Origin of the sequence: Achromobacter xylosoxidans (genome assembly GCF_014490035.1) — a bacterium.
Taxonomy (GTDB): Bacteria; Pseudomonadota; Gammaproteobacteria; order Burkholderiales; family Burkholderiaceae_B; genus Achromobacter; species Achromobacter bronchisepticus_A.
The window spans coordinates 6443163-6467507 of the sequence record NZ_CP061008.1; the positions used below are offsets into that span (position 1 = coordinate 6443163).

The window sequence follows — 24345 nt, forward strand, 5'->3', positions numbered from 1 at the left end:
CGTAAGTGATTAGGCAGACAGTCACGACACGCCACACAGGAGAGCGCCGCAGCAACGATTTCCGCCGCCTGGCGCCGGCACACGGTTTTCCACGCAGTTCTACCAATTACAACGGAGACATCCATGGATTTTCGTTTGAAGCTGCTTGCAGGAACCCTTGCACTTGCCGCAACGGCCGCGTCCCACGCCGCCGACCCCATCAAGATCGGCGTGGCCGGCCCCTATACAGGCGGCTCGTCCTCCATGGGCGTCAGCATGCGCGACGGCGTGCGCCTGGCCATTGAAGAAATCAACAAGAACGGCGGCGTCATGGGACGCCAATTGATCGCCGTCGAACGCGACGACGAAGCCAAGAACGAGCGCGGCGTGCAGATCGCGCAAGAGCTGATCAACAAGGAACAGGTGGCGGCCACCGTCGGCTACATCAATACCGGCGTGGCGCTGGCCTCGCAGCGCTTCTACCAGGACGCCAAGATTCCCGTGTTCAACAACGTGGCCACGGGCAGCGTGATCACGCACCAGTTCAAGGCGCCGGAATACCCGAACAACTACGTGTTCCGCAACGCCGCGCACGACAGCATCCAGGCCCCGATGATCGTGGAAGAAGCGGTGACCCGCCGCGGCTTCAAGAAGGTCGCGATCCTGGCCGACTCCACCAACTACGGCCAGCTCGGCCGCGAAGACCTGGAAAAGGCCCTGGACGCCAAGGGCATCAAGCCCGTGGCCGTGGAGAAGTTCAACATCAAGGACGTCGACATGACGGCCCAGCTGCTGAAAGCCAAGGCCGCCGGCGCCGAAGCCGTGCTGACCTACGGCATCGGTCCCGAACTGGCCCAGGTTGCCAACGGCATGACCAAGCTGGGCTGGAAGGTGCCGATCATCGGCAGCTGGACCCTGTCCATGGCCAACTACATCGACAACTCCGGCGCCAACGGCGAAGGCGCGCGCATGCCGCAGACCTTCATCCAGGACCCGGACACGCCCAAGCGCAAGGCCTTCATCGACGCCTACCTGGCCAAGTTCAAGCCCAAGAACAACCGCATCGACTCGCCGGTGTCGGCCGCCCAGGGCTATGACTCGATCTATCTGCTGGCCGCGGCCTTCAAGCAGGCCAACTCCACCGACGGCCCGAAGGTCCGCGAGGCCCTCGAAAACCTGCAGACGCCCGTCGAGGGCGTGGTGATGACCTACAACAAGCCCTTCAGCGCAGACAACCACGACGCGATCACCGCGAAGGAAGTGGTCATCGGCGAGGTCAAGGGCGGCCGCGTCATCAAGGCCAACTAAGGTCCCGCAGCGCATCACGGCGGCGGCTGCCCGGCCGCCGCCAGCCGCGCCCTGTCGCCCAGGGCGCGGGCTTGCCGCCGCCTGAAAACCGCGTTCTGCCCAAGGGGGTTGGGACGGAACCACAGCGCCACACGACACACACCATGATTCTTCTACAGCTCATCTATAGCGGTATCGCGCTGGGCATGATCTATGCCGTCATCGCGTTCGGATACCAGCTCACGTTCGCCACGTCGGGCACCCTGAACTTCGGCCAGGGCGAAGCCCTGATGCTGGGCGCGCTGGTCGGCCTGACGCTGGTCGGCCTGGGCGTGAACTACTGGGTGATGATACCCATCGTCTGCATCTTCGGATTCGCGCAAGGCGCGCTGGTCGAACGCGTGGGCGTCAGGCCCGCCATCAAGACCCGCTCGGAGTTCGGCTGGATCATGGCCACCATCGCGCTGGGCATCATCTTCAAGAACGTCGCCGAGAACATCTGGGGCCGCGACGACCTGCGCTTCCCTTCGCCGCTGCCGGAAGCGCCGATCCAGGTGCTGGGCGCCAACGTGCTGCCCATGGAGCTGCTGGTGGTGTTCGGCGCGCTGGCGATGATGCTGCTGGTGGAAATCTTCAATCGCAAGTCCATCTACGGCAAGGCCTTCGTCGCAACGTCCAACGACCGCGACGCCGCCGGCCTGATGGGCATCAACACCGGCATGGTGATCACGTTTTCCTACGCGCTGTCCTCGCTGACGGCCGCGTTCGCCGGCGTGCTGGTCGCGCCGCTGACCCTGACCGGCGCCACCATGGGCGCGGTGCTGGGGCTCAAGGCCTTCGCGGTCGCCATCATCGGCGGCCTGTCCAGCGGCATGGGCGTGGTGGTGGGCGGACTGATCCTGGGGATCGCCGAAACGACCACCGGTTTCTATCTTTCAACGGGGTACAAAGACGTGCCGGGATTGGTGTTGCTGCTGCTCGTACTGACCTTCAAGCCCGCCGGCCTGTTCGGCAAGACCGCGATCAAGAAGGTGTAAGCGATGAAACCCTTGCACCTTTTGCTATCCATCGTGGCCGTGGCCTGCCTGGCCGCCGTGCCGCTGGGCGTGACCAACACGTACTACCTGCACCTGATCGAAACCATCATGATCTATTCGATCCTGCTGTTCGGGCTCGATATCGTGGTGGGCTACACCGGCCAGGTGTCGCTGGGCCACGCCGGCCTGTTCGGCATCGGCTCGTACGTCGCCGGCGTGCTGTTCTTCCATCTGCAGATGCCCATCTGGGTGATCCTGCCCGCCGCCATCCTGATCGCGGCGGCCTTCGGCGCGGTGCTGGCGCTGCCGGCGCTGCGGGTCACAGGGCCGTACCTGGCGATGGTGACGCTGGCGTTCGGCACCATCATCCAGATCCTGATCAACGAGATGACCTTCATGACCGAAGGGCCCTTGGGCATCAAGATCTCCAAGCCCGCCATCGCCGGACACGTGCTGACCAAGAGCGAATACTTCTGGCTGGTCGCGGCGCTGCTGGTGCTGTCGCTGATCGTGGTGCACCGCATCCTGAAGTCGCACCTGGGCCGCTCGTTCGAGGCCCTGCGCGACAGCCCCATCGCTTCCGACTGCATGGGCGTGTCGGTCTACCGGCACAAGGTGTTCGCCTTCGTCATCAGCGCCGGCTTCGCCGGCCTGGCCGGCGCGCTGTACTCGTATTCGGAACAGTACATCTCGCCCAACACCTACAACTTCGAACTGACCATCCTGTTCCTGCTGGCCATCATCATGGGCGGACGCAAGAGCCGCACGGGCGCGCTGCTGGGCGCGTCCATCATCGTGCTTCTTCCCAAGATGCTGGATGACATCGCAACCTTCCGGCTGATCGCGCTGGCCGTGGCCATCCTGGTCACTGTCGGCAGCGCCATCGCGATCTCCAAGGGCCGCACCGAACCCCGCCGCGTCGCCGTGCCGGTGATCGGCACCATCCTGCTGGCGGTGTTCTCATACTGGCTGGAAGCGGTCACCGACTGGCGCCTGACGATCTTCGGCGCCATGATCCTGTTCGTCGTGTACTACCTGCCCGACGGCATCGTGGGCTTCGTGCGCAACCTGTTCTTCTCCAACCGCCGCGCCGCGCTCTCGGTCAAATCGGATCTGGTGAAGGCGCAGGAAGCCGTGCCCGATGCGGCCAAGGGCAAGGGCGACACGCTGCTCGCGGCCAAGGGCGTGCTGATGCAGTTCGGCGGCCTGAAGGCGCTGAACCAGGTTGACCTGACCGTCAAGCGCGGCACCATCCATGGCCTGATCGGCCCCAACGGCTCCGGCAAGAGCACCATGATGAACGTGCTGACGGGCATCTACGTGCCGACCGCCGGCGCGGTGGAGTTCTCGGGCAAGTCGCTGGTCGGCATGACACCGGCCGACATTGCCGAAACCGGCATCGCGCGCACCTTCCAGAACGTGCAGCTGTTCGGCGAAATGACGGCGCTGGAAAACGTACTGGTCGGCCTGCACCACACCTTCACCACGGGCCTGGCCGGCATCGCGCTGCGCACGTCCAAGTGGAAAGGCGAGGAACAGGGCGCCCGCGCCCGCGCCATGGCGCTGCTGGAATTCGTGGGCCTGGAATCCCTGGCCAGCGAAGAGGCGCGCAACCTGCCCTACGGCAAACAGCGCCTCCTGGAAATCGCCCGCGCGCTGGCGCTGGACCCGCAACTGCTGTTGCTGGACGAACCCGCGGCCGGCCTGACCGCGCCCGACATCGTCGAACTGCTGGCCATCATCCGCAAGGTGCGCGACCACGGCATCACGCTGATTCTCATCGAACACCACATGGACGTGGTGATGGGAGTCTGCGACACCGTGTCGGTGCTGGACTTCGGCCAGAAGATCGCCGAGGGCCTGCCCAACGAAGTGCAAAGCAACGCCAAGGTCATCGAGGCGTATCTGGGCGGCGCGCCCGCCTGACGCCAAGGGGACAACAAGATGCTATCGATCAAGAATCTGGAAGCGGGCTACGGCAAGGTGAAGGTGCTGCACGGCATCAGCATGGAAGTGCCGAAGGCCAAGGTGGTGACGCTGATCGGCTCCAACGGCGCCGGCAAGACCACCACGATGCGGGCGCTGTCCGGCATGATCCGCCCCACCGCGGGCGAGGTCACGCTGAGCGGCAAGCGCATCGACGGCCTGGAGTCCCACCGCATCGCGCGGCTGGGCCTGGCGCACTCACCCGAGGGCCGGCGCGTGTTCCCAACGCTGTCGGTCACCGACAACCTGCTGCTGGGCGCTTTCCCGCGCCTGACGGGCAGCCGTCCCAAGGGCGACGTGCAGTCCGACCTGGGCCGGGCCATGGATCTGTTTCCGCGCCTGAAGGAGCGACGCGATCAGTTGGCCGGCACGCTGTCTGGAGGCGAGCAGCAGATGCTGGCCATGGCGCGCGCGGTGATGCTGAATCCGGAACTGGTGCTACTGGACGAGCCTTCAATGGGGCTGGCGCCGATCCTGGTGGAAGAAGTGTTCCGGATCATTGCGCGGCTCAAGGATGAAGGGGTGACGATGCTGCTGGTGGAGCAGTTTGCTGCTGCTGCATTGAATGTGGCGGATTATGGGTATGTGTTGGAGAACGGGCGGATTTCGGTGCATGGGAGTGCGGATAAGTTGAAGCATGATCCGGCTGTAGTTGCGGCATATTTGGGTGGGTCGCATTAGGGATGTGCTGCGCGGCGGGCGTTCTTTCTATTGACGCCTGCCACGTTGGGGACTCGCGCTGCGCGGGGCAACGATTGCGGTCCGGAGCCTTCGCTCCGGACTTCCCCTTCGTCATCGTCGTTGCCGCCTGCGGCGGCTGCCTTCCGATTCCCTCGGGCTTATCGACGCCCCGCGCAGCGCGAGTCCCCAACGCGGCAGGCTGCATTGTCTGAATCTTCACGGGCGCTGGGGCGAGTGGTGTGCTTGGCGTTTTTTTCCGCATCGGGGTGTGGTGGCGGGTCTTGCGGGGCCCGCCCCAGGCCGGCCGCGCGGGCGGCCTTTTGGGGCCTACGCGGTGTCTTGCGTCGCGTGATGGCGCTGCGCGCAGTGGCTGCGGCATCACGTCTATTCAGCCCAGCCCAGCATCTACATTTCAACTCCGATGCCGGATGGGCGGCGCGCGCGAGACACTCTGCATGCGCAAGCCACGGCCCATCGCGCGCCGCCCATCACCGCCCCACCCCCAGGACGGCGATGCCATCAGAAAACAGCTGTCCACATTCGCGACAGCGAGCACTATCGAAATTTCAAAAATCACGTATGTCATTTATGGCCGCCCGCGCGGCCATAAATGACGGGCAGCACAAGACTCGACACTGGCCACGGATCTAACAGCGCAGCGACCCAAGACGACAGTAGCCCGTCGGCGCGGGCGGCGTGGCGGCTCGCAACCTCGATGCGCCCGAGGGAATCCGAAGGGAAGGCCGAAGGCCTGGACGAGGATGACGAAGGGGCAGTCCGGAGCGAACGCTCCGGACCGCAATCGTGGGCGCGAGCCGCCACGCCGCACGCGACGACGGGCGGCCTACGAACAAGACCGCCCGCCAATAGAACACAAATCAACGATCAAACAATCGTCAACGTCACATCAATATTGCCCCGCGTAGCATTCGAATAAGGGCAAACGATATGCGCCGCAGCGACCAGCTTCTCTGCCTCGGCCCGCTCCATCCCCGGCAACGAAATCTTCAATTCGACTTCGATCCCGAACCCCGTAGGAATAGGACCGATGCCAACAGCGCCGTCGATCGTCGCATTCGACGGCATGGCGATCTTGTCGCGGCCGGCGACGAATTTCATGGCGCCCATGAAGCAGGCCGAATAGCCCACGGCGAACAGCTGTTCCGGATTGGTGCCGGCCGCGCCCGCGCCGCCCAGTTCCTTCGGCGTGGTCAGCTTGACGTTCAGGTTGCCGTCGTCCGTCGCGCCCGTTCCTTCACGGCCGCCGGTAACGTGCGCATGGGCGCGGTACAGCACTTTTTCGATAGACATGATGCGTTTCCTTGTAGGGAAGTGGGGGTTGAACTGCCAGGCCTGGCGGGAACATCCCGCTGCGACCCTTACTATTTAAATAGCGCAATATTAAATAGCGCACTATTTATTTAACCTAACAGTAGCGGGCCTGGCCCGCTACTTCAAAGACTTGCGCTCAGCTTCTCCCGCAGCGCATGCAGCGTTTTCATCATACCTTGCGCCTCTTCCAGCGAACACTGCGCGGCGCCCGCGATCGAGTGCGGCACGGCCTCGGCCTGCGCGCGCAGTTCGCGGCCCTGGCGGGTCAGCCCGACGATCACCTGGCGCTCGTCTTCCACGGCGCGCTTGCGCGTCACCAGGCCCGCCGCTTCCAGGCGCTTGAGCAGCGGCGTCAGCGTGGCCGAATCCAGGAACAGGCGCTCGCCGATATCCGTCACCGTAATCTCGTCGCCTTCCCACAGCACGAGCATCACCAGGTACTGCGGATAGGTCAGATCCAGCCCGCGCAGCAGCTTGCGGTACACCTTGTTCATCGCCAGCGAAGTCGAGTACAGGGCGAAGCACAGCTGGCTGTCCAGCAGCAGCGGATTGAATGCAGCCTTGGCTTTGGATCGAGATTTCATTGCGCAATATTAAATAGCGCGCGATTTATCGTCAACAACTATTTTGAGCAAAACCGCCGGCGCCTATGCCGGCTCGCCCTCGGCCGCGGCACGGTCCGACCCGTATTGTTTCAGACCGTCCAGGTCCAGCACCCGGACAGCGCCGTATTCCACGTTCAGCAGGCCCGCCTCTTCCAGCTTGCGCAGCGCCTGGTTGGCGCGCTGGCGCGACACTCGGGCCAGATAGCCGACTTCTTCCTGCGTAATCGCCAGGCGCATGCCCATGCCGGGATACAGCAAAGGGTTGAAGAGTTCGGCCAGGCAGCGGGCCACGCGCGCATCCGGGTCCAGCAAACGGTCGTACTCCGCCTTGCCGATGAACTGCGCCACGCGCTCGTTCAATTGGTGGAGCAGATAGCGGTTGAATGGGATGCTGCTGTCCAGCAGCCAGTCGAACGTGGTGGCCGGCAAACGCGCCACCACCGAATCCCGCAGCGCAACGATGTCGTACTTGCGGATTTCGCGCTTGAGCAGCGAACCCTCGCCGATCCAGCCGCCCGCAGGCACGCCGGTCAGCGAAGCCACCTTGCCTTCCGCATTGCCCACCGAAACCTTGACCAACCCTGCCAGCACTCCTATCCAAGCCTGGGCGAGTTCACCTTTGCGCTCTATGATCGACCCGGCAACCACCTGCTGCACGGTAAGGTCCCGCTCGACGCGCTCTTGCTGATCGCGGCTGAGCACGCGAAACCAGGCGGCGGCGAGTTGCAGGGAGTCGGATAGCTGCATCGGGAATACCCTAAAAGTTCCTTGAATGTCGCGATGGTGACAGTTGGTAGCAACCCAACCTTATACCTTAACTCCTGCCGTAAATCTAAAACCAACTGGTCAAGCGCCTCATCGCCGCCGCCGCTCTCGCGGACTCCCGGCCCGATGCGCCCAAACCGGAGGAGACATCGTGGCACATACACCGCCCGCATCTGCACAGATGCCGGCGGCGCTGGATACCTTTCCGGCGCTGCTGTTCACGCATGCCAGCGTTCGTGGGTCGCGGCCCGCCATACGCGAAAAAGATCTGGGGATCTGGCAAACCCTCACGTGGTCCGAAGTGGCGGAGCATGTCCGGCACGTCGCCCATGGCTTGGCCGCATTGGGCATCAAACCCGGCATGCACGTGGCCGTGATCGGCGAAAACCGCCCGCGCCTGTACATGGCCATGATGGCTGCGCAGTCGCTCGGTGCGATACCGGTTCCGCTCTACCAGGATGCCGTGGCGCAGGAAATGGTCTACGTGCTGCAGGACGCCGAGATCAGCGTGGCCATCGTCGAAGACCAGGAACAGGTCGACAAGATGCTCGAAGTCCACGAGCAATGTCCCGCGCTCAAGCACGTGGTGTATGACGATCCGCGCGGCCTGCGCCATTACACCGACCCGATGCTGCGCTCGTATGAACAGCTGGAAGAGCTGGGCCGCGAGTACGCCAAACAGCATCCCGGCTTCTTCGACCAGGCCGTCGCAGCCGTGCAGCCGCATGATCCGGCCGCCATGTTCTACACCTCCGGCACCACCGGCAAGCCCAAGGGCGTGGTGCTCACGCACCATGCGCTGATCGACCGCGCGCGCGCCGTGTCCGATATGGAAAAGCTGACCGACCAGGAAGACGTGCTGGCCTATCTGCCGCCCGCCTGGATCGGCCAGAACATGTTCTCGTACACGCAGCTGCTGGTAACGGGCTTTACCGTGAACCATCCTGAATCGCCCGACACCGTGTCGATCGACATGCGCGACATCGGCCCCACCTATTACTTCGCGCCGCCGCGCGTGCTGGAAGGCCTGCTGACACACGTGATGATCCGCATGGAAGACGCGGGACTGATCAAGCGCAAGCTGTTCGCGGCCTGCATGAAGCTCGCGCGCCGCGTGGGCGCCAAGATCCTGGACGGCGAGCAGGTCGGCGCCTGGGACCGTCTGCGCTACGCGCTGGGCAACATGATGATCTACGGTCCGCTGCGCAACGCGCTGGGCATGAGCCGGGTGCGCGTGGCCTATACCGCGGGCGAGGCCATCGGCCCCGACCTGTTCGTGTTCTACCGCTCCATCGGCATCAACCTCAAGCAGCTCTACGGCTCCACCGAAACCTCGGTCTTCGTCTGCGTGCAGCCCGACGGCCAGGTACGCGACGACACCGTGGGCCCGCCCGTCGAAGGCGTGGAGATCCGCGTGGCCGACAACGGCGAGATCCTGGTCAAGAGCCCCGGGCTCTTCAAGGAGTACTACCGCAACCCCGAAGCCACCGCCGAAGCGCGCAGCGCCGACGGCTGGTTCCATACGGGCGACGCGGGCTATCTGGACACCGACGGCCAGTTGAAGATCATCGACCGCGCCAAGGACGTGGGCAAGCTCGCCAACGGCGCCCTGTTCGCGCCCAAGTACATCGAAAACAAGCTCAAGTTCTTCCAGCACATCAAGGAAGCGGTCGCCTTCGGCGCCAACCGCGACGACGTGTGCGCCTTCATCAACATCGACCTGGAAGCCGTGGGCAACTGGGCCGAACGCCGCGGCATGCCCTATGCCGGCTACACCGACCTGGCGTCCAAGGACGAGGTCTACCAGCTGATCGCCGAATGCGTGGAACAGGTCAACGCCGACCTGGCCACCGATCCCAAGCTGTCGGCCTCGCAGATCAGCCGCTTCCTGATCCTGCACAAGGAACTGGATCCGGACGACGACGAATTGACCCGCACGCGCAAGGTGCGCCGCGCCTTCATCGCGCAGAAGTACGGCGTGCTGATCGACGCGCTCTTTGGCGGCAAGCAGTCGCAGTTCATCGAGACCGAAGTGAAATTCGAAGACGGACGCACCGGCAAGATCTCGGCGGATCTGAAGATCCGCCCGGTCAAGACGTTTCCCGCCATTACTGCCAAGGCCGCGTAGAGATCATGAGCAACAACGACCGCGACCAGCGTATCGGCGACGTCATGCTGGACATGCAGAACATCTCGCTGTCCTTCGGCGGCGTGAAGGCGCTGACGGACATATCCTTCAACGTGCGCGAACACGAGATCCGCGCCATCATCGGCCCCAACGGCGCCGGCAAGAGCTCGATGCTCAACGTCATCAACGGCGTCTACACGCCGCAGCAGGGCGGCATCGAATTCCGCGGCGAACGCTTCTCGCGCATGAATCCGCGCCGCGCCGCTGAAATGGGCATCGCGCGCACGTTCCAGAACCTGGCCCTGTTCAAGGGCATGAGCGTGCTGGACAACATCATGACCGGCCGCAACCTGCGCATGAAGTGCGGGCTGCTGGCCCAGGCCTTCCGCCTGGGGCCGGCCGAGCGCGAAGAGATCAAGCACCGCGAATTCGTCGAGAACATCGTCGACTTCCTGGAAATCCAGGCCTACCGCAAGACGCCCGTGGGCCGCCTGCCCTACGGCCTGCAAAAGCGCGTGGACCTGGGCCGCGCGCTGGCGATGGAGCCGCGCCTGCTGTTGCTGGACGAGCCCATGGCCGGCATGAACATCGAAGAGAAGCAGGACATGAGCCGCTTCATCCTGGATGTGAACGACGAGTTCGGCACCACCATCGTGCTGATCGAGCACGACATGGGCGTGGTCATGGATATCTCGGACCGCGTCGTGGTGCTGGACTACGGCAAGAAGATCGGCGACGGCAAGCCGGACGAGGTCCGTGCCAACGAAGACGTCATCCGAGCTTACCTTGGCGTCGGCGGCGAAGCCGCCGTCGCCAAGGACGCGCCTGCGCAGGAGGGAGCCCCCTCCCCTAACCCTCCCCCCAAGGGGGAGGGAGAAAGCAAGCCGGCAACGCTGAACTAGGAAGCGGACATGGGATTTTTTCTAGAGACCTTACTCGGCGGCCTGATGAGCGGCATGCTGTATGCCCTGATCGGCCTGGGCTTCGTGCTGATCTTCAAGGCTTCGGGCGTCTTCAACTTCGCGCAGGGCGCGATGGTGCTGGTCGCCGCGCTGTCCATGGCCCGCTTCTCGGAGTGGCTGCCGCGCTGGTTCGGCTTTGACAACATGATCCTGGCCAACGTGCTGGCATTCATCGTCAGCGCCATCGTGATGTTCCTGCTGGCGGTCGCCATCGAACGCTTCGTGCTGCGCCACCTGGTCAACCAGGAAGCCACCACCCTGCTGATGGCCACGCTGGGCATCAGCTACTTCCTGGATGGCCTGGGCCAGATCACTTTCGGCAGCTCGGTGTATTCCATCAACGTCGGCATGCCCAAGGATCCGCTGATGATCCTGGACTCGGTCTTCGAGGGCGGATTGCTGATCAACCTGGAAGACCTTACCGCAGCGGTGATTGCCGCCCTGCTGGTGGCCGCGCTGGCGCTGTTCTTCCAGTACACCTCGACCGGCCGCGCCCTGCGCGCGGTCGCCGACGATCACCAGGCCGCGCAGTCCATCGGCATTCCGTTGAACCGCATCTGGGTGATCGTCTGGAGCGTGGCCGGGCTGGTCGCGCTGGTGGCCGGGATCATCTGGGGCTCGAAGTTCGGCGTGCAGTTCACGCTGTCCACCGCGGCGCTGCGGGCCCTGCCGGTGGTGATCCTGGGCGGCCTGACCTCGGTGCCGGGCGCCATCCTGGGCGGCCTGATCATCGGCGTGGGCGAAAAGCTGTCCGAGGTCTATTTGGGGTCGCTGGTGGGCGGCGGTATCGAAATCTGGTTCGCCTATGTGCTGGCGCTGGTGTTCCTGCTGTTCCGTCCGCAAGGGCTGTTCGGCGAGAAGATCATCGACCGTGTCTGAGCCCAAAGGCCCTCTAGGATAAAAACATGTTCTATCGCGAAAACGGCCAGTTCAAGACCAGCTATCGCGCTGACCAGCAGATCTTCCCGATCCGCCAGGACCGCATCTTCATCTGGCTGCTGCTGGCGGTGGCGTTCGTCGCCATCCCGGCCATGGCCAGCGACTACCTGCTGCGCGCCATCCTGATCCCGTTCCTGATCCTGGCGCTCGCCGCCGTGGGCCTGAACATCCTGGTGGGCTATTGCGGCCAGATCTCGCTAGGCACCGGCGCCTTCATGGCGGTGGGCGCCTATGCGGCCTGGAACTTCGGCGTGCGCTTTCCCGGCATGCCGCTGGTCGTCCAGATCCTGCTGGGCGGCTTCTTCGCCACCATTGTGGGCGTGATCTTCGGCATACCCAGCCTGCGCATCCGCGGCCTGTACCTGGCGGTGGCGACGCTGGCCGCGCAGTTCTTCGTGGACTGGGCGTTCCTGCGCATTCCCTTCTTCACCAACTACTCGTCGTCCGGCAACGTCTCGGTGCCGCCGCTGACGGCCTTCGGCCTGCCGGTGCAGAGCGCGCTGGAAAAGTACCTGTTCGTGCTGATCCTGGTCGTCATCTTCAGCCTGTTGGCCAAGAACCTGGTGCGCGGCGCCATCGGCCGCCAATGGATGGCGATCCGCGACATGGACGTGGCGGCCTCCGTCATCGGCATCCGCCCCATGTACGCCAAGCTCACGGCCTTCGCGGTCAGCTCGTTCATCGTCGGCGTGGCCGGGGCCTTGTGGGGCTACATCCACCTGGGTTCATGGGAACCGCTGGCGTTCGACCTGACGCGTTCGTTCCAGCTGCTGTTCATGGTCATCATCGGCGGGCTGGGTTCGATCATCGGCAGCTTCTTCGGCGCGGCGTTCATCGTGCTGGTGCCGGTGGCGCTGTCCAACATCCCGCACGCGCTGGGCATCCCGCTGTCGGTGGACACGGCGGCGCACATCGAACACATGGTGTTCGGCGCGCTGATCGTGTTCTTCCTGATCGCCGAACCGCACGGACTGGCCAGACTATGGAGCATCGGCAAGGAGAAGCTGCGCATCTGGCCGTTCCCGCATTGATTTCGCATTGATTTCCGCGGTCCGCGGCGGCACAAGCGCGGCGGACCCGCCCTGAATACCCGGCTCAAGACCGGGCCAATCCCGGTGTCCCAGGGTTTACTGACCCAAACACCACGCAGGAGGTAAATGGAGATGAAGCGTCTTAACCTGAAGTTGGCGGCAGCTTTGATGGCCGCAGCCGGCGCCGCAGGCGCCGTGGCCACGCCGGCAATGGCGGCGGAAGAGCAGTTCGTTCCGTTGCTGGTGTATCGCACCGGGTCCTTCGCGCCCCTGGGCATTCCCTGGGCCGACGGCAAGCTGGACTACCTGAAGCTGGTCAACGAACGCGATGGCGGCGTCAACGGCGTCAAGATCACGTACGAAGAGTGCGAAACCGCCTACGCCACCGACCGCGGCGTGGAATGCTACGAGCGCCTGAAGGGCAAGGGAACCGGCGCATCGGGCTTCGACACCCAGTCCACCGGCATCACCTTCGCCGTCAGCGACAAGGCCATGGTCGACAAGGTGCCGGTCGAAACGATGGGCTACGGCCTGTCGCAGTCGGTCGACGGCAGCGTGTTCGAGTGGAACTTCCCGCTGCTGGGCACCTACTGGACCGCGGCCGACGTGATGATCCAGGACATCGCCAAGAAAGAAGGCGGCATGGACAAGCTCAAGGGCAAGAAGATCGCCCTGGTCTACCACGACTCGCCGTACGGCAAGGAGCCGATCCCCCTGTTGCAGAAGCGCGCGGCCAAGGAAGGCTTCGAGCTGGTGCTCTATCCCGTGACCGCCCCCGGCGTGGAACAGAAGTCCACCTGGCTGCAGATCCGCCAGGCGCGCCCCAACTACGTGCTGCTGTGGAGCGCCGGCATCATGACGCCGACCGCCATCCGCGAAGCCCAGGCCAGCGGCTATCCGCGCGACAAGATGTACGCCATCTGGTGGGCCGGCTCTGAAGGCGACGTGAAGGACCTGGGCGATGTCGCCAAGGGCTACAACGCCATCACCATCCACAACAGCGGCGCCGAACACGACAAGGTCTACGACGACCTGAAGAAGTTCGTCTACGACAAGGGCCAGGGTTCGGACAAGACCGGCAAGACCACGCTGGGCACCATCGCCCATACCCGCGGCATGATGATCTCGATGCTGCAGGTGGAAGCGATCCGCACCGCGCAGGAAAAGTTCGGCAAGGGCAAGGCGCTGACGCCGGACCAGGTGCGCTGGGGCTTCGAGAACCTGGACCTGACGCAGGAGAAGCTGGACAAGCTGGGCTTCGGCCAGATCATGCGTCCGGTCAAGACCTCTTGCAGCAACCACAAGGGCGACGACTGGGCCCGCATCGTGCAGTGGGACGGCGCGAAGTTCAAGGTCGCCTCCGACTGGTACCAGGCCGACAAGACCATCCTGGACCCGATGGTCAAGGAAAGCGCAGCGAAGTACGCGAAAGAAAAGAACATCACGCCCCGCACTTGCGAGAACTGATGTGAACCGGCCGCCGGTCCTGCATAAGGGGCCGGCGGCCACCAAGCCGCAGGAACAGCCATGACCGCTGCAACGACTTCCGCAGTACCCGCAGACACCCCCAAGGTGCTGCTCGACGTGAACGGCATCGAGGTGATCTACAACCACGTGATCCTGGTGCTCAAGGGCGTTTCCCTGCAAGTGCCGGAAGGCAAGATCGTGGCCTTGCTGGGCGCCAACGGCGCGGGCAAGACCACCACGTTGCGCGCCATCTCAAACTTGCTCAAGGGCGAGCGCGGCGACGTCACCAAGGGCCACATCCAATACCGCGACCAGCGCATCGAGAAGCTGTCGCCGGCGGAATTGGTCAAGCGCGGTGTGGTGCAGGTGATGGAGGGCCGGCATTGTTTTGCCCACCTGACCATCGAGGAAAATCTGCTGACCGGCGCCTACACGCGCAGCATGAGCCGCGCCGACACCGCGGCGGCGCTGGACCGCGTCTACCAGTATTTTCCGCGCCTGAAGCAGCGCCGCGCCAGCCAATCCGGCTACACCTCGGGCGGCGAACAGCAGATGACCGCGATCGGCCGCGCACTGATGGCCAACCCGAACATGATCTTGCTGGACGAGCCCTCCATGGGCCTGGCGCCGCAGATCGTCGAGGAAATCTTCGAGATCGTGCGCGACCTGAACCAGCGCGAGCGTGTCAGCTTTTTGCTCGCCGAGCAGAACACCAACATTGCGCTGCGCTACGCCGACTACGGCTACATCCTGGAAAACGGTCGCGTGATGATGGACGGCGCGGCGGCCGACCTGGCCCAGAACGAGGACGTGAAGGAGTTCTATCTGGGCATCTCCAGCGGCGAACGCAAGAGTTTCCGCGACAACAAGTTCTACCGCCGGCGCAAGCGCTGGCTGGCGTGATCCCTGGCATACGAGAGGGTGTGATCCCATGTCCCAGTTTTTTGATGTTCTCGAAACCAGAGCGCCCGAGCAACGCGAGCGCGAGCTGATGGCCGCCCTGCCCGGCGCGATCGCGCGGGCCATTGCGCGCGCGCCCGCCATCGCCGAGCAGCTGCGCGGCATCGACCCCGCCGCCATCACGTCGCGCGCGGCCCTCGCGGGCCTGCCGGTGCTGCGCAAGCACGAACTGCTGGAACGCCAGCAGCACAGCCGCGCCGACGCGGCCGCGCCTGCCGGACCGCAGAAAGCCTTCGGCGGCTTCTCCGCCATCGGCTGGGGCGAGGCGATGCGGGTGTTCGCGTCCCCCGGTCCCATCTACGAGCCGGAAAGCGCGCGCAGCGATTACTGGCGTTTCGCCCGGGCCCTGCACGCCGCGGGATTCCGCGCCGGCGAGCTGGCCTACAACTGCTTTTCGTATCACTTCACCCCCGCCGGCTCCATGATGGAAACCGCGGCGCATGCCGTCGGCTGCACCGTGTTTCCCGGCGGCACCGGCCAGACAGAACAGCAAGTGCGCGCGATCCAGGACCTGGCGCCCACCGGCTATACCGGCACGCCCAGCTTCCTCAAGATCATCCTTGAAAAAGCCGACGAGCTGGGCGTGAAGCTGGATTCGCTGCGCCGCGCGCTGGTGTCCGGCGAAGCCTTTCCGCCGTCGCTGCGCGACTGGCTGGCCGCGCGTGGCATCGACGGCTACCAGGCCTACGGCAGTGCCGACCTGGGCATGGTCGCGTTTGAAACCCCGGCCCGTGAAGGCCTGGTTCTGGGCGAGGACATCATTGTCGAAATCGTGCGCCCCGGCACCGGCGAACCCGTGCCGGACGGCGAAGTCGGCGAGGTCGTGGTCACCACCTTGAATCCGGACTATCCGCTGGTGCGCTTCGGCACCGGCGACCTGTCCGCCGTCATGCCCGGTATTTCGCCCTGCGGGCGCACCAACACCCGCATCAAGGGCTGGATGGGGCGCGCGGACCAGACCACCAAGGTGCGCGGCATGTTCGTGCATCCGTCGCAGGTGGCCGACGTGGCGCGCCGCCATCCCGAGATCCTGCGCGCGCGGCTGGTGATCAGCGGCAGCACGGGGTCCGACCGCATGGTGCTCAAAGTGGAATCGCGGGTACGCAGCGAAGAGCTGGGCAAGCGCATCGCCGAATCGGTGCGCGACGTGACCAAGCTGCGCAGCGACGTGGAATGGGTGGATGCGGATGGCCTGCCGAACGACGGCAAGGTCATCGACGATATCCGCACCTACGAGTAAGCGACGCGGGCTCGCGGCCTCATGCGGCCGCGAGCAGCGCCAGCACGCCCTTCACCAGCATCGCCACGGCCACCAGGCCCGCGAACAGCGCAAAGCTCTGCTGCAGGCGGCGCGGGGGAAACCGGTCGGCCACCTTGCGCCCGCCCAGCATGCCCAGCACCGCCGCCGCCGTGAAAGGCGCGGCGATACGCCAGTCCAGATGCCCGCCCGCCGCCGCGGCCACGACGCCACTGGCGGACACCAGCGCGATCACGGCCAGCGACGTGCCGACGATGGCCTGCATGGTCAGGTCGGTAGCGCGCCGCAGCGCGGGCACGATGACGAAGCCGCCCCCCACGCCCAAGAGGCCGGACAGGAATCCCGCGATCAGCCCCGCACCCGTCAAGGCGCGCGCGCAGGGCGCGGTCCAGCGCAGCCGGCCGGTGCTGGCGTTGAGCTGGCAGGGCGGCGTGCGCGGCGCGGCCTGCGCCGCCGGCTTGTTGCCTTGGTTCCACATGCGCCAAGCCACCATGCCCAGCACGCCGGCGAAGATGATGGCCAGCGGCGCATTGGGCAAACGCCGCGCCGCCCACAGACCCAGCGGCGACACCAGGATGCCGGTAACGGCCATGAAGCCCGCCGCGCGATAGCGCACCTGCCCTTTGCGCAGGCCAAGCACCGCGCCCAGGGCGGCCGACAGCCCCACCGCCAACAGGGCGATGGGCGCGGCCTGCGACACCTGCAAGTGCAGGCCGAAGACCAGCAGAGGCACCGCCATGATGGCGCCGCCCGCGCCGGTCAGCCCGAGTATCAGGCCCACGCACGCCCCCAGCGCCGCGCTGGCGGCCAACACCGTATCGATCATGGAGACGCTCAGTTACCCAGCGGGCGGGCCAGCCATTCGCGGCCCTTGAGCATGCCGTTCCAGTAGATCCAGGGCAGCATCGTGGCCTTGAGGAACCAGGCGCTCTTGCGCGGCACGGTCGGGTCCAGCGGGAAGGTGGGCAGCAGCTTACCGCCGTAGCCGAACTCGGCCAGCACGATGCGGCCGCGCTCCACCGTCAGCGGGCAGGAGCCGTAGCCGTCGTACTTGACCGGCATGGCGTAGCCCTCGCGCAGCGCCAGCAAGTTTTCGGCCACCGTGACGATCTGCTTGCGCGCGGCCGCGGCGGTCTTGGCATTGCTGGTGCAGATGCCGTCACCCAGTCCGAATACGTTGCCGTGGCGCACGTGCAGCAGCGTGGACGGATCCACTTCGCACCAGCCGGCGGCGTCAGCCAGCGGGCTGTTCTTCAGGAAGTCATGCGGCACCTGCGGCGGCACCGCGTGCAGCATGTCGAAGGACTTTTCCACGCGCGTCACCGCGCCGTCGGCGTCCTTGAGATCGAACCAGGCCTTGCGTGCCGCGCCGTCCACCGCCACCAGCGCCGAGTTGAAGGCCAGCGCGATGCCGTAGCTTTCGACATAGCGCATCAGCGGCGGAACAAACGTGGGGACGCCGAACAGCGCCGCGCCCGCCAGGTCGAACTCCACGTCGATGCGGTCCAGCACGCCGGTGCGCTTCCAGTGGTCGCAGGCCAGGTACATGGCCTTTTGCGGCGCGCCGGCGCATTTGATGGGCATGGCCGGCTGCGTGAACAGCGCCTGCCCGCCCTTCAACCCGCGCACCAGTTCCCAGGTATAGGGCGCCAGGTCGTAGCGGTAGTTGGAACTGACGCCATTCTTGCCCAGCGTGTCGGTCAGGCCCTCGATCTTGTCCCAGGCCAGGCGCAGGCCGGGGCAGACGATCAGCTGCTGGTAGCTCACCGCCCGGCCGTCGGACAGCAGCACGCGGTTGGCCTCGGGTTCGAAGCCAGCCGCGGCCGCCTGCAGCCAGGTGGCGCGCCTGGGCATGACTTCGCGGGTCGGGCGCACGGTCTTGGCGACGTCGAAGGCGCCTCCGCCCACCAGCGTCCAGGCCGGCTGGTAGTAGTGCTTGTCGCTGGGTTCGATCACGCCGATGCGCAGGTCCGGGCGGCGGCGCAGCAGGCTGGCGGTGACGCCTATGCCCGCCGATCCGCCGCCCACCACCACCACATCGAAATCGCGCTGCGCCTCTGCTATCGGCATGCTTGTCTCCTTGCCGGTCTACCGGCTTTTGAATTTTTCCAGGACTGAAAATATTGCCATGCCGGCAACCATGGCGGCCACGAAGATCAGGGCCTCGGACACGCCGGCGGATGCCGCCACCAGCGCCGGCCCCGGGCAGAAGCCGGCCAGCCCCCAGCCCGCGCCAAACGCCAGGCTGCCCGCGGCCAGGCGCAGGTCCACGCGCGTGGCCGTGGGCCAGCGCAGGGGTTCGCCCGACAGGCTGGCGCGGCGGCGGCGCAGGAAAGCGAAGCCCACCGCCGTGACCAGCACGCCGCCGCCCATGACGAAGGCCAGCGACGGGTCCCAGGCGCCGCCGATATCCAGAAAGCCCAGCACCTTGGCCGGGTTGGCCATGCCGGAAATGATCAGGCCCAGCCCGAATACCAGGCCTGACGCGAAAGCGATCAGCGCAACCATGTCAGAGTCCTCCCAGATGGCGCGTGGCATAGACCACGACAAAGCCGGCAGCCATGAACAGGGCGGTGGCGGTCAGCGAGCGGCGCGATCCGCGCGACACGCCGCAGACCCCATGGCCGCTGGTGCAGCCCGAGGCGTAACGGGTGCCGATGCCCACCAGCAGGCCCGCCACGATCAGGCGCGTCGTGCTGGCTTCGACCACGATGGGCGGCAAGGCGCTGCCCAGGCGGTACAGCCATGGCGCGGCGAACAGGCCGATCAGGAAGGCCACGCGCCACATGCCGCCGCGCTCGGGAGGCAGCAGCCCGCCCAGGATGCCGCTGATGCCGGCAATGCGGCCCGCACCCGCCATCAGCAGCACGGCCGCGGCGCCGATGAGCAAGCCGCCCGCGCCGGCGGATACAGGAGTGAAGGAGGTCCAGGCAATGCTCATTTCAGTGACTCCAGTGACTCCATGGTCCGGCCGCAGTACAAACTGGATAAGGTCTTCATCACCTGGCTGACCTCGAAGCTGGCCATCTGGTAATAGACGTACTTGCCCTCGCGCCGGGTCGCGACCAGCCCTTCGTCGCGCAGTACGCCCAGCTGCTGGGACAAGGTGGGCTGGCGGATGCCGGTCAGCGATTCGAGCTCGCTCACATTGCGCTCGTTCTGGACCAGTTGGCACAGCAGCAGCAGGCGGTCTTCATTGGCCAGCGCCTTGAGCAAGGCGCAAGCTTGGGAGGCGGATTCGCGCAGGGCGGCGGCTTCGCACTCGGTCAGGACATGATTCATTTGATGCGCATCAATCTGCTGGGTAGGATTTGATCATTATATTGACTAATATAATATTCAACAATATTATTGAAATACATATATTGTTTCCTGATGCAGCCACTCGCTGCGACGCGAGCGTCCATGTCTCCCCAGATCCAGGCCTTCTTCGACACCGTCACCGCCACCGTCACCTATGTGGTGCATGAGCCCGCGCCAGGCGGCGCCTGCGCCATCATCGACTCGGTGCTCGACTACGATCCCAAGTCCGGCCGCAGCAGCACCGCCAGCGCCGACCGCGTGGCCGACTACGTGCGCCAGCACGGCCTGAAGACGGAATGGCTGCTGGAAACCCATGCCCATGCCGACCACCTGTCGGCCGCGCCCTACCTGCAGCGCCAGCTTGGCGGAGTCATCGCTATCGGCCAAAGCATCCAGACCGTGCAGGGCGTCTTCAAGAAGATCTTCAACCTGGAGCCGGAGTTCCAGCTGGACGGCTCGCAGTTCGGCCATCTGTTCAAGGACGGCGAGACCTTCCGCATCGGCGCGCTGACGGCGCAGGCCATCCACGTGCCCGGCCACACGCCGGCCGACATGGCCTATCTGATCGGCGATGCCGCCTTCGTCGGCGACACGCTGTTCATGCCGGACGTGGGCACGGCGCGCTGCGACTTCCCCGGCGGCGACGCCCATCAGCTCTACCGTTCCATCCAGCGCCTGCTGAGCCTGCCCGCCGAAACCCGGCTGTACATGTGCCACGACTACCCGCCCGCCGGGCGCGAAGCCTCCTGGCAGACCACGGTGGCCGAACAGCGCCGCGCCAACATCCACGTGCGCGACGGCATAGGCGAAGACGCATTCGTGGACATGCGCACCCGGCGCGACGCCACGCTCTCCATGCCCACCCTCATCCTGCCCGCCATCCAGGTCAACATCCGCGCCGGCCACTTCCCGCCGGCCGAGGACAACGGCGTGCGCTACCTGAAGATCCCCGTCGACGCGCTCTGACCGCGCCGCGATCCGGGCTTGCGCGCCTGGGGCTTATCCCGCAAGATCGGCTGATCGCAGAATTGCCGATCAGACGGATCCCCCCATGTTTGCAGAAGCCGAAGCCGACCCCAGCCTGTCCAAGGAAGAATTCAAGCCGCTGGAAGCGAAGCTGCGCGTCGCCTTGCTGAACGCGCAATACCAGCGCCTGCAGAACGCGGACAAGACGCTGCTGGTGGTCATCGCCGGCATCGACGGCGCCGGCAAGGGCGCCACCGTCAACCTGCTGAACGAATGGATGGATCCGCGCCATATCAAGACGCTGGCCTACGGACCGCGCGAAGGCCCCGCGCTGGAGCGTCCGCCCTTCTGGCGCTACTGGCACGATCTGCCGCCCAAGGGCAGCACCGGCATCGTCTTCGGTTCCTGGTATACGCCGCTGGTGCTCGAAGCCACGCGCAAGAAGCCTGACCAGAACAGCATAGAAGCCCAGGCCGCCGCGATCCGCCGCTTCGAGGCCATGCTTGCGGCCGAGGGCGTCCAGATCGTCAAGCTCTGGTTCCATCTGTCGGCCCAGGCCCAGAAAGCGCGTGCCGAGCGATTATTGGCCAGCCCTGAAACCTCCTGGCAGGTCAGCCCGGTCGATCTCAAGGTCTACAAGAAATACGACCGCATCCGCAACGCCGGCCAGGTGGTGCTGAACCATACGGACAGCGGCCACGCCCCCTGGGTCGTGATCCCCAGCGCCGACGAGGACATGCGCGCGGCGCGTACGGCCGAAGCGGTGCTGGCTGCCATGCGCCAGCGCGGCGTGCCGCGCATCCCGCCCGCCTTCGTGGCGCATGCCAGCCCCACGCGCATCGTCGACCGCCTGGGCGACCTGGACTACAACGCCAAGACCGAAAAGGACGACTACGAATCCGAACTGGGCCTGCTGCAAGGGCGGCTGGCGCGCGCGGCCCGTTCCAGGAAATTCCAGGAACGCTCGCTGGTGCTGGTGTTCGAGGGCCAGGACGCGGCCGGCAAGGGAGGCGCGATCCGGCGCGTGACGCATGCGCTGGATGCGCGCCAGTTCGACATCACGCCGATCGCCGCGCCCACCACCGAGGAACTGGCCCGGCCCTATCTGTGGCGCTTCTGGCGCCACGTGCCGCGCCATGGACGCATCGCCATCTTCGACCGCTCCTGGTATGGCCGCGTGCTGGTCGAGCGCGTCGAGAAGCTGACCGCGCCGGCCAACTGGCGCCGCGCCTATGCCGAGATCAACGACTTCGAGGGCCAACTGGCCGCCAGCGGCGCGCTGGTGCTGAAGTTCTGGCTGGCGGTCACGCCCGACGTGCAGCTGGAGCGCTTCAAGGAGCGCGAGAATTCGCCCTTCAAGAACTTCAAGATCACGCCCGACGACTGGCGCAACCGCGACAAATGGAAGGACTACGCGGCCGCCACCAACGAAATGCTGACGCGCACCGACGTCGCGCACGCGCCGTGGCATCTGGTTTCGGCCAACGACAAGCGCTACGCTCGATTGCAAGTGCTGCGACACATCGTCGAAGCCATGGAAGATCAACTCTGAATCCCGCCTGGAGGCCGCAAGCCATGAGTACCGCAGAAATCCGTCCCATCGTCGCCGCCGACTTCGAAGCCTGGCTGCCGCTATGGAAGGGCTACCAGGAGTTCTATCGCGTCAACATCGACGACGCGGTCACGCGCAACACCTGGGCGCGCTTCCTGGACCCCGCCGAACCCATGCACGCGGCGCTGGCGTACGAAAGCGGCCGGGCCGTCGGCATGGTGCACTGGATCTTCCACCGCTCCACCTGGACCGCGGGCGACTATTGCTATCTGCAGGACCTGTACGTGGACCCGGACGTGCGCGGCACCGGCGCCGGCCGCAAGCTGATCGAGCACGTGTACGCGCAGGCGGCCGCCGCCAATTGCGCGCGCGTTTACTGGCTGACCCATGAAACCAACGCCACCGCGATTCAGCTCTACGACCGCATCGCCGACCGCTCGGGCTTCATCCAGTACCGCAAGGTGATGCCGTGAGCGCACGCGACCCCAACTGTCCGCTGTGCCAGGAAGACGGCGGCACGCTGCTGTGGCGCGGTCCGCACCTGCGCATCATCGAGGTCGCCGACGCCGATTATCCGGGCTTCACGCGGGTAATCTGGAACGGCCATCTGGCCGAAATGACCAGCCTGTCCACCCACGGCCGCGACCTGCTGATGCGGGCCGTGTACGTGGTGGAAGAAGCCCAGCAATCGGTCCTGGGACCGGACAAGATCAACCTGGCCTCGCTGGGCAACATGGTGCCGCACCTGCACTGGCACGTGATCCCGCGCTGGCGCGGCGACCGCCATTTTCCCGACCCGATCTGGGCGCCGCCGCGCATCGCCGCCGGCGCCGAATCGTCGGAATGGAAAGAGCGCCAGGCGCGCGTGCAGGCGCTGCTGCCGCGCTACCGGGACCGGCTGGTCGAGGCCATGAACGCCCTGCTCTGGCACTGAGCCGCCGCCCGCCTCAGGCGGCGCGCGCGCCCCCCCGCAGTTCCGCCAGCCAGCCGGCGTAAGCCTGTTCCACCAGCGCAGCCGCGCGTTCGGCGGAAAACCGGCCCTGGCCCCGGATCAGCTCACGGCCCGCATCGCCCATGCGGCGGCGCAGCGCCGGATCGGCCAGCAAACTTTCCAGCGCGCTGGCCAATGCCGCCGGATCGCTGGGCGGCACCAGCAATCCGGTCACGCCGGCCTCCATGGTTTCCGGCACCCCGCCCACGTTGGCGCCCACCACCGGTACCCCCATGGCCGCGGCCTCGATGAAAACGGTGCCCAAGGCCTCGCGCCGCGTCGGCAACGCGAACACATCGAAGGCCGTCAGCACATTGCCGATATCGTCGCGGCGGCCGGTGAAATGCACCCGCGGCGCCAGGCCCAGTTGCGCCGCCTGCGCCTGCAGCTGCCCAGCCATGGGCTGGCCTTCGCCCACCAGCACCAGATGGGCATTCGGAAACGTGGCGGCGATGCGATGGAAGGCGTCGATCAGGTCACAATGGCCCTTGTCCGGTCGCATGACGGCCACGCAACCGACCACCAGCGCGTCCTCCGGCAAGCCGAGTTCGCGCCTGACGCAGACGCCAGGGTGCACCTGCGGCAGCACCACCGGCGAATGGATGGTGGCGACAGCGTCCGGGCGCGCGCCGCCGTCCAGCAATTGCCCGCGCACGTAGCGGCTGACGGCGATGACGCGGTGCGCCAGCCAGGTGTAGGCGTAGAGGGAATTGATGGGCTTGGCCAGATGGCGGGTACGCACGATGAGCGGCGTGCCGGCCAGCCGCGCCGCGATGGCGCCCAGGACGGTGTCGCGCCGGCTGTGCGTATTGACCACGTCGAAACGGCCGCTGTGCAATAGCCGGCGCACGAAGGCGACGCAGCGCACGAAATTGAGCGGACCGTCCATGGGGACGAGATGCACCGTGAAACCGGCCTCGCGCAGACGCCTGCCCAGCTCCGCATCCGGCTGGCAAACCGCTTCCAGATGATGGCCGCGCTCGCGCATGGCGATCATTTCCTTGTAGATGCAGAACTCCTGGCCGCCGAACGAGGTGGCGGCTTCGGTATGCAGGATGCGCAGGCGCGTATCCGTGGCGGCCACGCGCTGGAACGATTCGATGGGATCGCGCATGA

At 65.7% G+C, this 24345-nt stretch carries 24 protein-coding genes; 15 read left to right on the plus strand and 9 right to left on the minus strand.

Annotation, left to right across the window (positions count from 1 at the left end; translation table 11 throughout):
• Positions 1-123 precede the first annotated feature (123 nt).
• The 4 genes from IAG39_RS29925 (at position 124) to IAG39_RS29940 (ending at position 4970) form a co-directional block, all read left to right on the plus strand.
• A complete protein-coding gene (locus IAG39_RS29925; protein ID WP_059379993.1) occupies positions 124-1287 on the plus strand; it encodes an ABC transporter substrate-binding protein in 1164 nt (387 codons plus the stop codon).
• A gap of 143 nt (positions 1288-1430) precedes the next feature.
• Positions 1431-2303 carry a branched-chain amino acid ABC transporter permease gene (locus IAG39_RS29930; RefSeq protein ID WP_013396765.1) on the plus strand — a complete coding sequence of 291 codons (873 nt, stop codon included), beginning with the start codon at positions 1431-1433 and terminating at the stop codon, positions 2301-2303.
• Between the two features lie 3 nt (positions 2304-2306).
• Positions 2307-4229, plus strand: coding sequence for a branched-chain amino acid ABC transporter ATP-binding protein/permease (locus IAG39_RS29935; protein ID WP_059379992.1), 1923 nt, complete (start codon positions 2307-2309; stop codon positions 4227-4229).
• A gap of 18 nt (positions 4230-4247) precedes the next feature.
• Complete coding sequence (locus tag IAG39_RS29940) at positions 4248-4970, plus strand: ABC transporter ATP-binding protein (protein WP_013396767.1); 723 nt, start codon at positions 4248-4250, stop codon at positions 4968-4970.
• An 885-nt stretch (positions 4971-5855) separates the two neighbouring features.
• On the opposite strand, the gene IAG39_RS29945 is transcribed toward IAG39_RS29940, so the two are convergent.
• The 3 genes from IAG39_RS29945 to IAG39_RS29955 all read right to left on the minus strand — a co-directional run bounded on the left by IAG39_RS29945 (position 5856) and on the right by IAG39_RS29955 (position 7654).
• Positions 5856-6281, minus strand: coding sequence for an organic hydroperoxide resistance protein (locus tag IAG39_RS29945; RefSeq protein WP_013396768.1), 426 nt, complete (start codon positions 6279-6281; stop codon positions 5856-5858).
• A 143-nt stretch (positions 6282-6424) separates the two neighbouring features.
• Positions 6425-6886 (minus strand): MarR family winged helix-turn-helix transcriptional regulator, encoded by a 462-nt coding sequence (locus tag IAG39_RS29950; RefSeq protein WP_054456924.1) that lies wholly within the window; start codon positions 6884-6886, stop codon positions 6425-6427.
• A gap of 63 nt (positions 6887-6949) precedes the next feature.
• Positions 6950-7654, minus strand: coding sequence for a Crp/Fnr family transcriptional regulator (locus IAG39_RS29955; RefSeq protein WP_059374161.1), 705 nt, complete (start codon positions 7652-7654; stop codon positions 6950-6952).
• A 169-nt stretch (positions 7655-7823) separates the two neighbouring features.
• On the opposite strand from IAG39_RS29955, the gene IAG39_RS29960 reads away from it, so the two are divergent.
• The 7 genes from IAG39_RS29960 to IAG39_RS29990 all read left to right on the plus strand — a co-directional run bounded on the left by IAG39_RS29960 (position 7824) and on the right by IAG39_RS29990 (position 16399).
• Entirely contained in the window at positions 7824-9800 is a 1977-nt protein-coding gene (locus IAG39_RS29960) for an AMP-dependent synthetase/ligase (protein ID WP_059374160.1), read from the plus strand.
• Positions 9801-9805: 5 nt separating this feature from the next.
• Positions 9806-10702, plus strand: coding sequence for an ABC transporter ATP-binding protein (locus tag IAG39_RS29965; RefSeq protein WP_118933241.1), 897 nt, complete (start codon positions 9806-9808; stop codon positions 10700-10702).
• Between the two features lie 9 nt (positions 10703-10711).
• The gene (locus IAG39_RS29970; protein WP_042796065.1) at positions 10712-11641 is read left to right on the plus strand and encodes a branched-chain amino acid ABC transporter permease; all 930 of its coding nucleotides are present in this window, start codon (positions 10712-10714) and stop codon (positions 11639-11641) included.
• 26 nt (positions 11642-11667) lie between these two features.
• On the plus strand, positions 11668-12732 hold the full coding sequence (locus IAG39_RS29975) for a branched-chain amino acid ABC transporter permease (RefSeq protein WP_059374159.1): 1065 nt from the start codon (positions 11668-11670) through the stop codon (positions 12730-12732).
• 126 nt (positions 12733-12858) lie between these two features.
• The gene (locus tag IAG39_RS29980; RefSeq protein WP_118933242.1) at positions 12859-14199 is read left to right on the plus strand and encodes an ABC transporter substrate-binding protein; all 1341 of its coding nucleotides are present in this window, start codon (positions 12859-12861) and stop codon (positions 14197-14199) included.
• A 60-nt stretch (positions 14200-14259) separates the two neighbouring features.
• Entirely contained in the window at positions 14260-15102 is an 843-nt protein-coding gene (locus IAG39_RS29985) for an ABC transporter ATP-binding protein (RefSeq protein WP_088143324.1), read from the plus strand.
• A 28-nt stretch (positions 15103-15130) separates the two neighbouring features.
• The gene (locus IAG39_RS29990; protein ID WP_118933243.1) at positions 15131-16399 is read left to right on the plus strand and encodes a phenylacetate--CoA ligase family protein; all 1269 of its coding nucleotides are present in this window, start codon (positions 15131-15133) and stop codon (positions 16397-16399) included.
• Between the two features lie 19 nt (positions 16400-16418).
• Here the strand turns inward: IAG39_RS29990 and IAG39_RS29995 are convergent, their stop codons facing one another.
• The 5 genes from IAG39_RS29995 to IAG39_RS30015 are packed head-to-tail and all read right to left on the minus strand — an operon-like array spanning position 16419 to position 19699.
• Complete coding sequence (locus tag IAG39_RS29995; RefSeq protein ID WP_059374156.1) at positions 16419-17243, minus strand: sulfite exporter TauE/SafE family protein; 825 nt, start codon at positions 17241-17243, stop codon at positions 16419-16421.
• A gap of 8 nt (positions 17244-17251) precedes the next feature.
• On the minus strand, positions 17252-18487 hold the full coding sequence (locus IAG39_RS30000; RefSeq protein ID WP_118933244.1) for an FAD/NAD(P)-binding oxidoreductase: 1236 nt from the start codon (positions 18485-18487) through the stop codon (positions 17252-17254).
• Positions 18488-18505: 18 nt separating this feature from the next.
• Complete coding sequence (locus IAG39_RS30005) at positions 18506-18925, minus strand: DUF6691 family protein (protein WP_059374154.1); 420 nt, start codon at positions 18923-18925, stop codon at positions 18506-18508.
• A gap of 1 nt (position 18926) precedes the next feature.
• On the minus strand, positions 18927-19358 hold the full coding sequence (locus IAG39_RS30010) for a YeeE/YedE family protein (protein ID WP_118933245.1): 432 nt from the start codon (positions 19356-19358) through the stop codon (positions 18927-18929).
• On the minus strand, positions 19355-19699 hold the full coding sequence (locus tag IAG39_RS30015; protein ID WP_059374152.1) for an ArsR/SmtB family transcription factor: 345 nt from the start codon (positions 19697-19699) through the stop codon (positions 19355-19357). The genes IAG39_RS30010 and IAG39_RS30015 overlap by 4 nt, the downstream gene beginning before the upstream one ends.
• 123 nt (positions 19700-19822) lie before the next feature.
• Here IAG39_RS30015 and IAG39_RS30020 point away from each other — a divergent pair, with 123 nt between their 5' ends.
• The 4 genes from IAG39_RS30020 to IAG39_RS30035 all read left to right on the plus strand — a co-directional run bounded on the left by IAG39_RS30020 (position 19823) and on the right by IAG39_RS30035 (position 23172).
• Positions 19823-20686, plus strand: coding sequence for an MBL fold metallo-hydrolase (locus IAG39_RS30020; protein WP_059374151.1), 864 nt, complete (start codon positions 19823-19825; stop codon positions 20684-20686).
• Positions 20687-20771: 85 nt separating this feature from the next.
• Positions 20772-22238 (plus strand): polyphosphate:AMP phosphotransferase, encoded by a 1467-nt coding sequence (gene pap / locus IAG39_RS30025; RefSeq protein ID WP_059374150.1) that lies wholly within the window; start codon positions 20772-20774, stop codon positions 22236-22238.
• A gap of 23 nt (positions 22239-22261) precedes the next feature.
• Positions 22262-22711 carry a GNAT family N-acetyltransferase gene (locus IAG39_RS30030; RefSeq protein WP_059374149.1) on the plus strand — a complete coding sequence of 150 codons (450 nt, stop codon included), beginning with the start codon at positions 22262-22264 and terminating at the stop codon, positions 22709-22711.
• Positions 22708-23172: an HIT family protein gene (locus IAG39_RS30035; RefSeq protein ID WP_059374148.1), complete on the plus strand. Its 465-nt coding sequence runs from the start codon at positions 22708-22710 to the stop codon at positions 23170-23172. The genes IAG39_RS30030 and IAG39_RS30035 overlap by 4 nt, the downstream gene beginning before the upstream one ends.
• Before the next feature lie 13 nt (positions 23173-23185).
• Here IAG39_RS30035 and IAG39_RS30040 read toward each other — a convergent pair whose 3' ends face one another.
• Positions 23186-24343, minus strand: coding sequence for a glycosyltransferase (locus IAG39_RS30040; RefSeq protein WP_118933246.1), 1158 nt, complete (start codon positions 24341-24343; stop codon positions 23186-23188).
• Between the last annotated feature and the right edge of the window lie 2 nt (positions 24344-24345).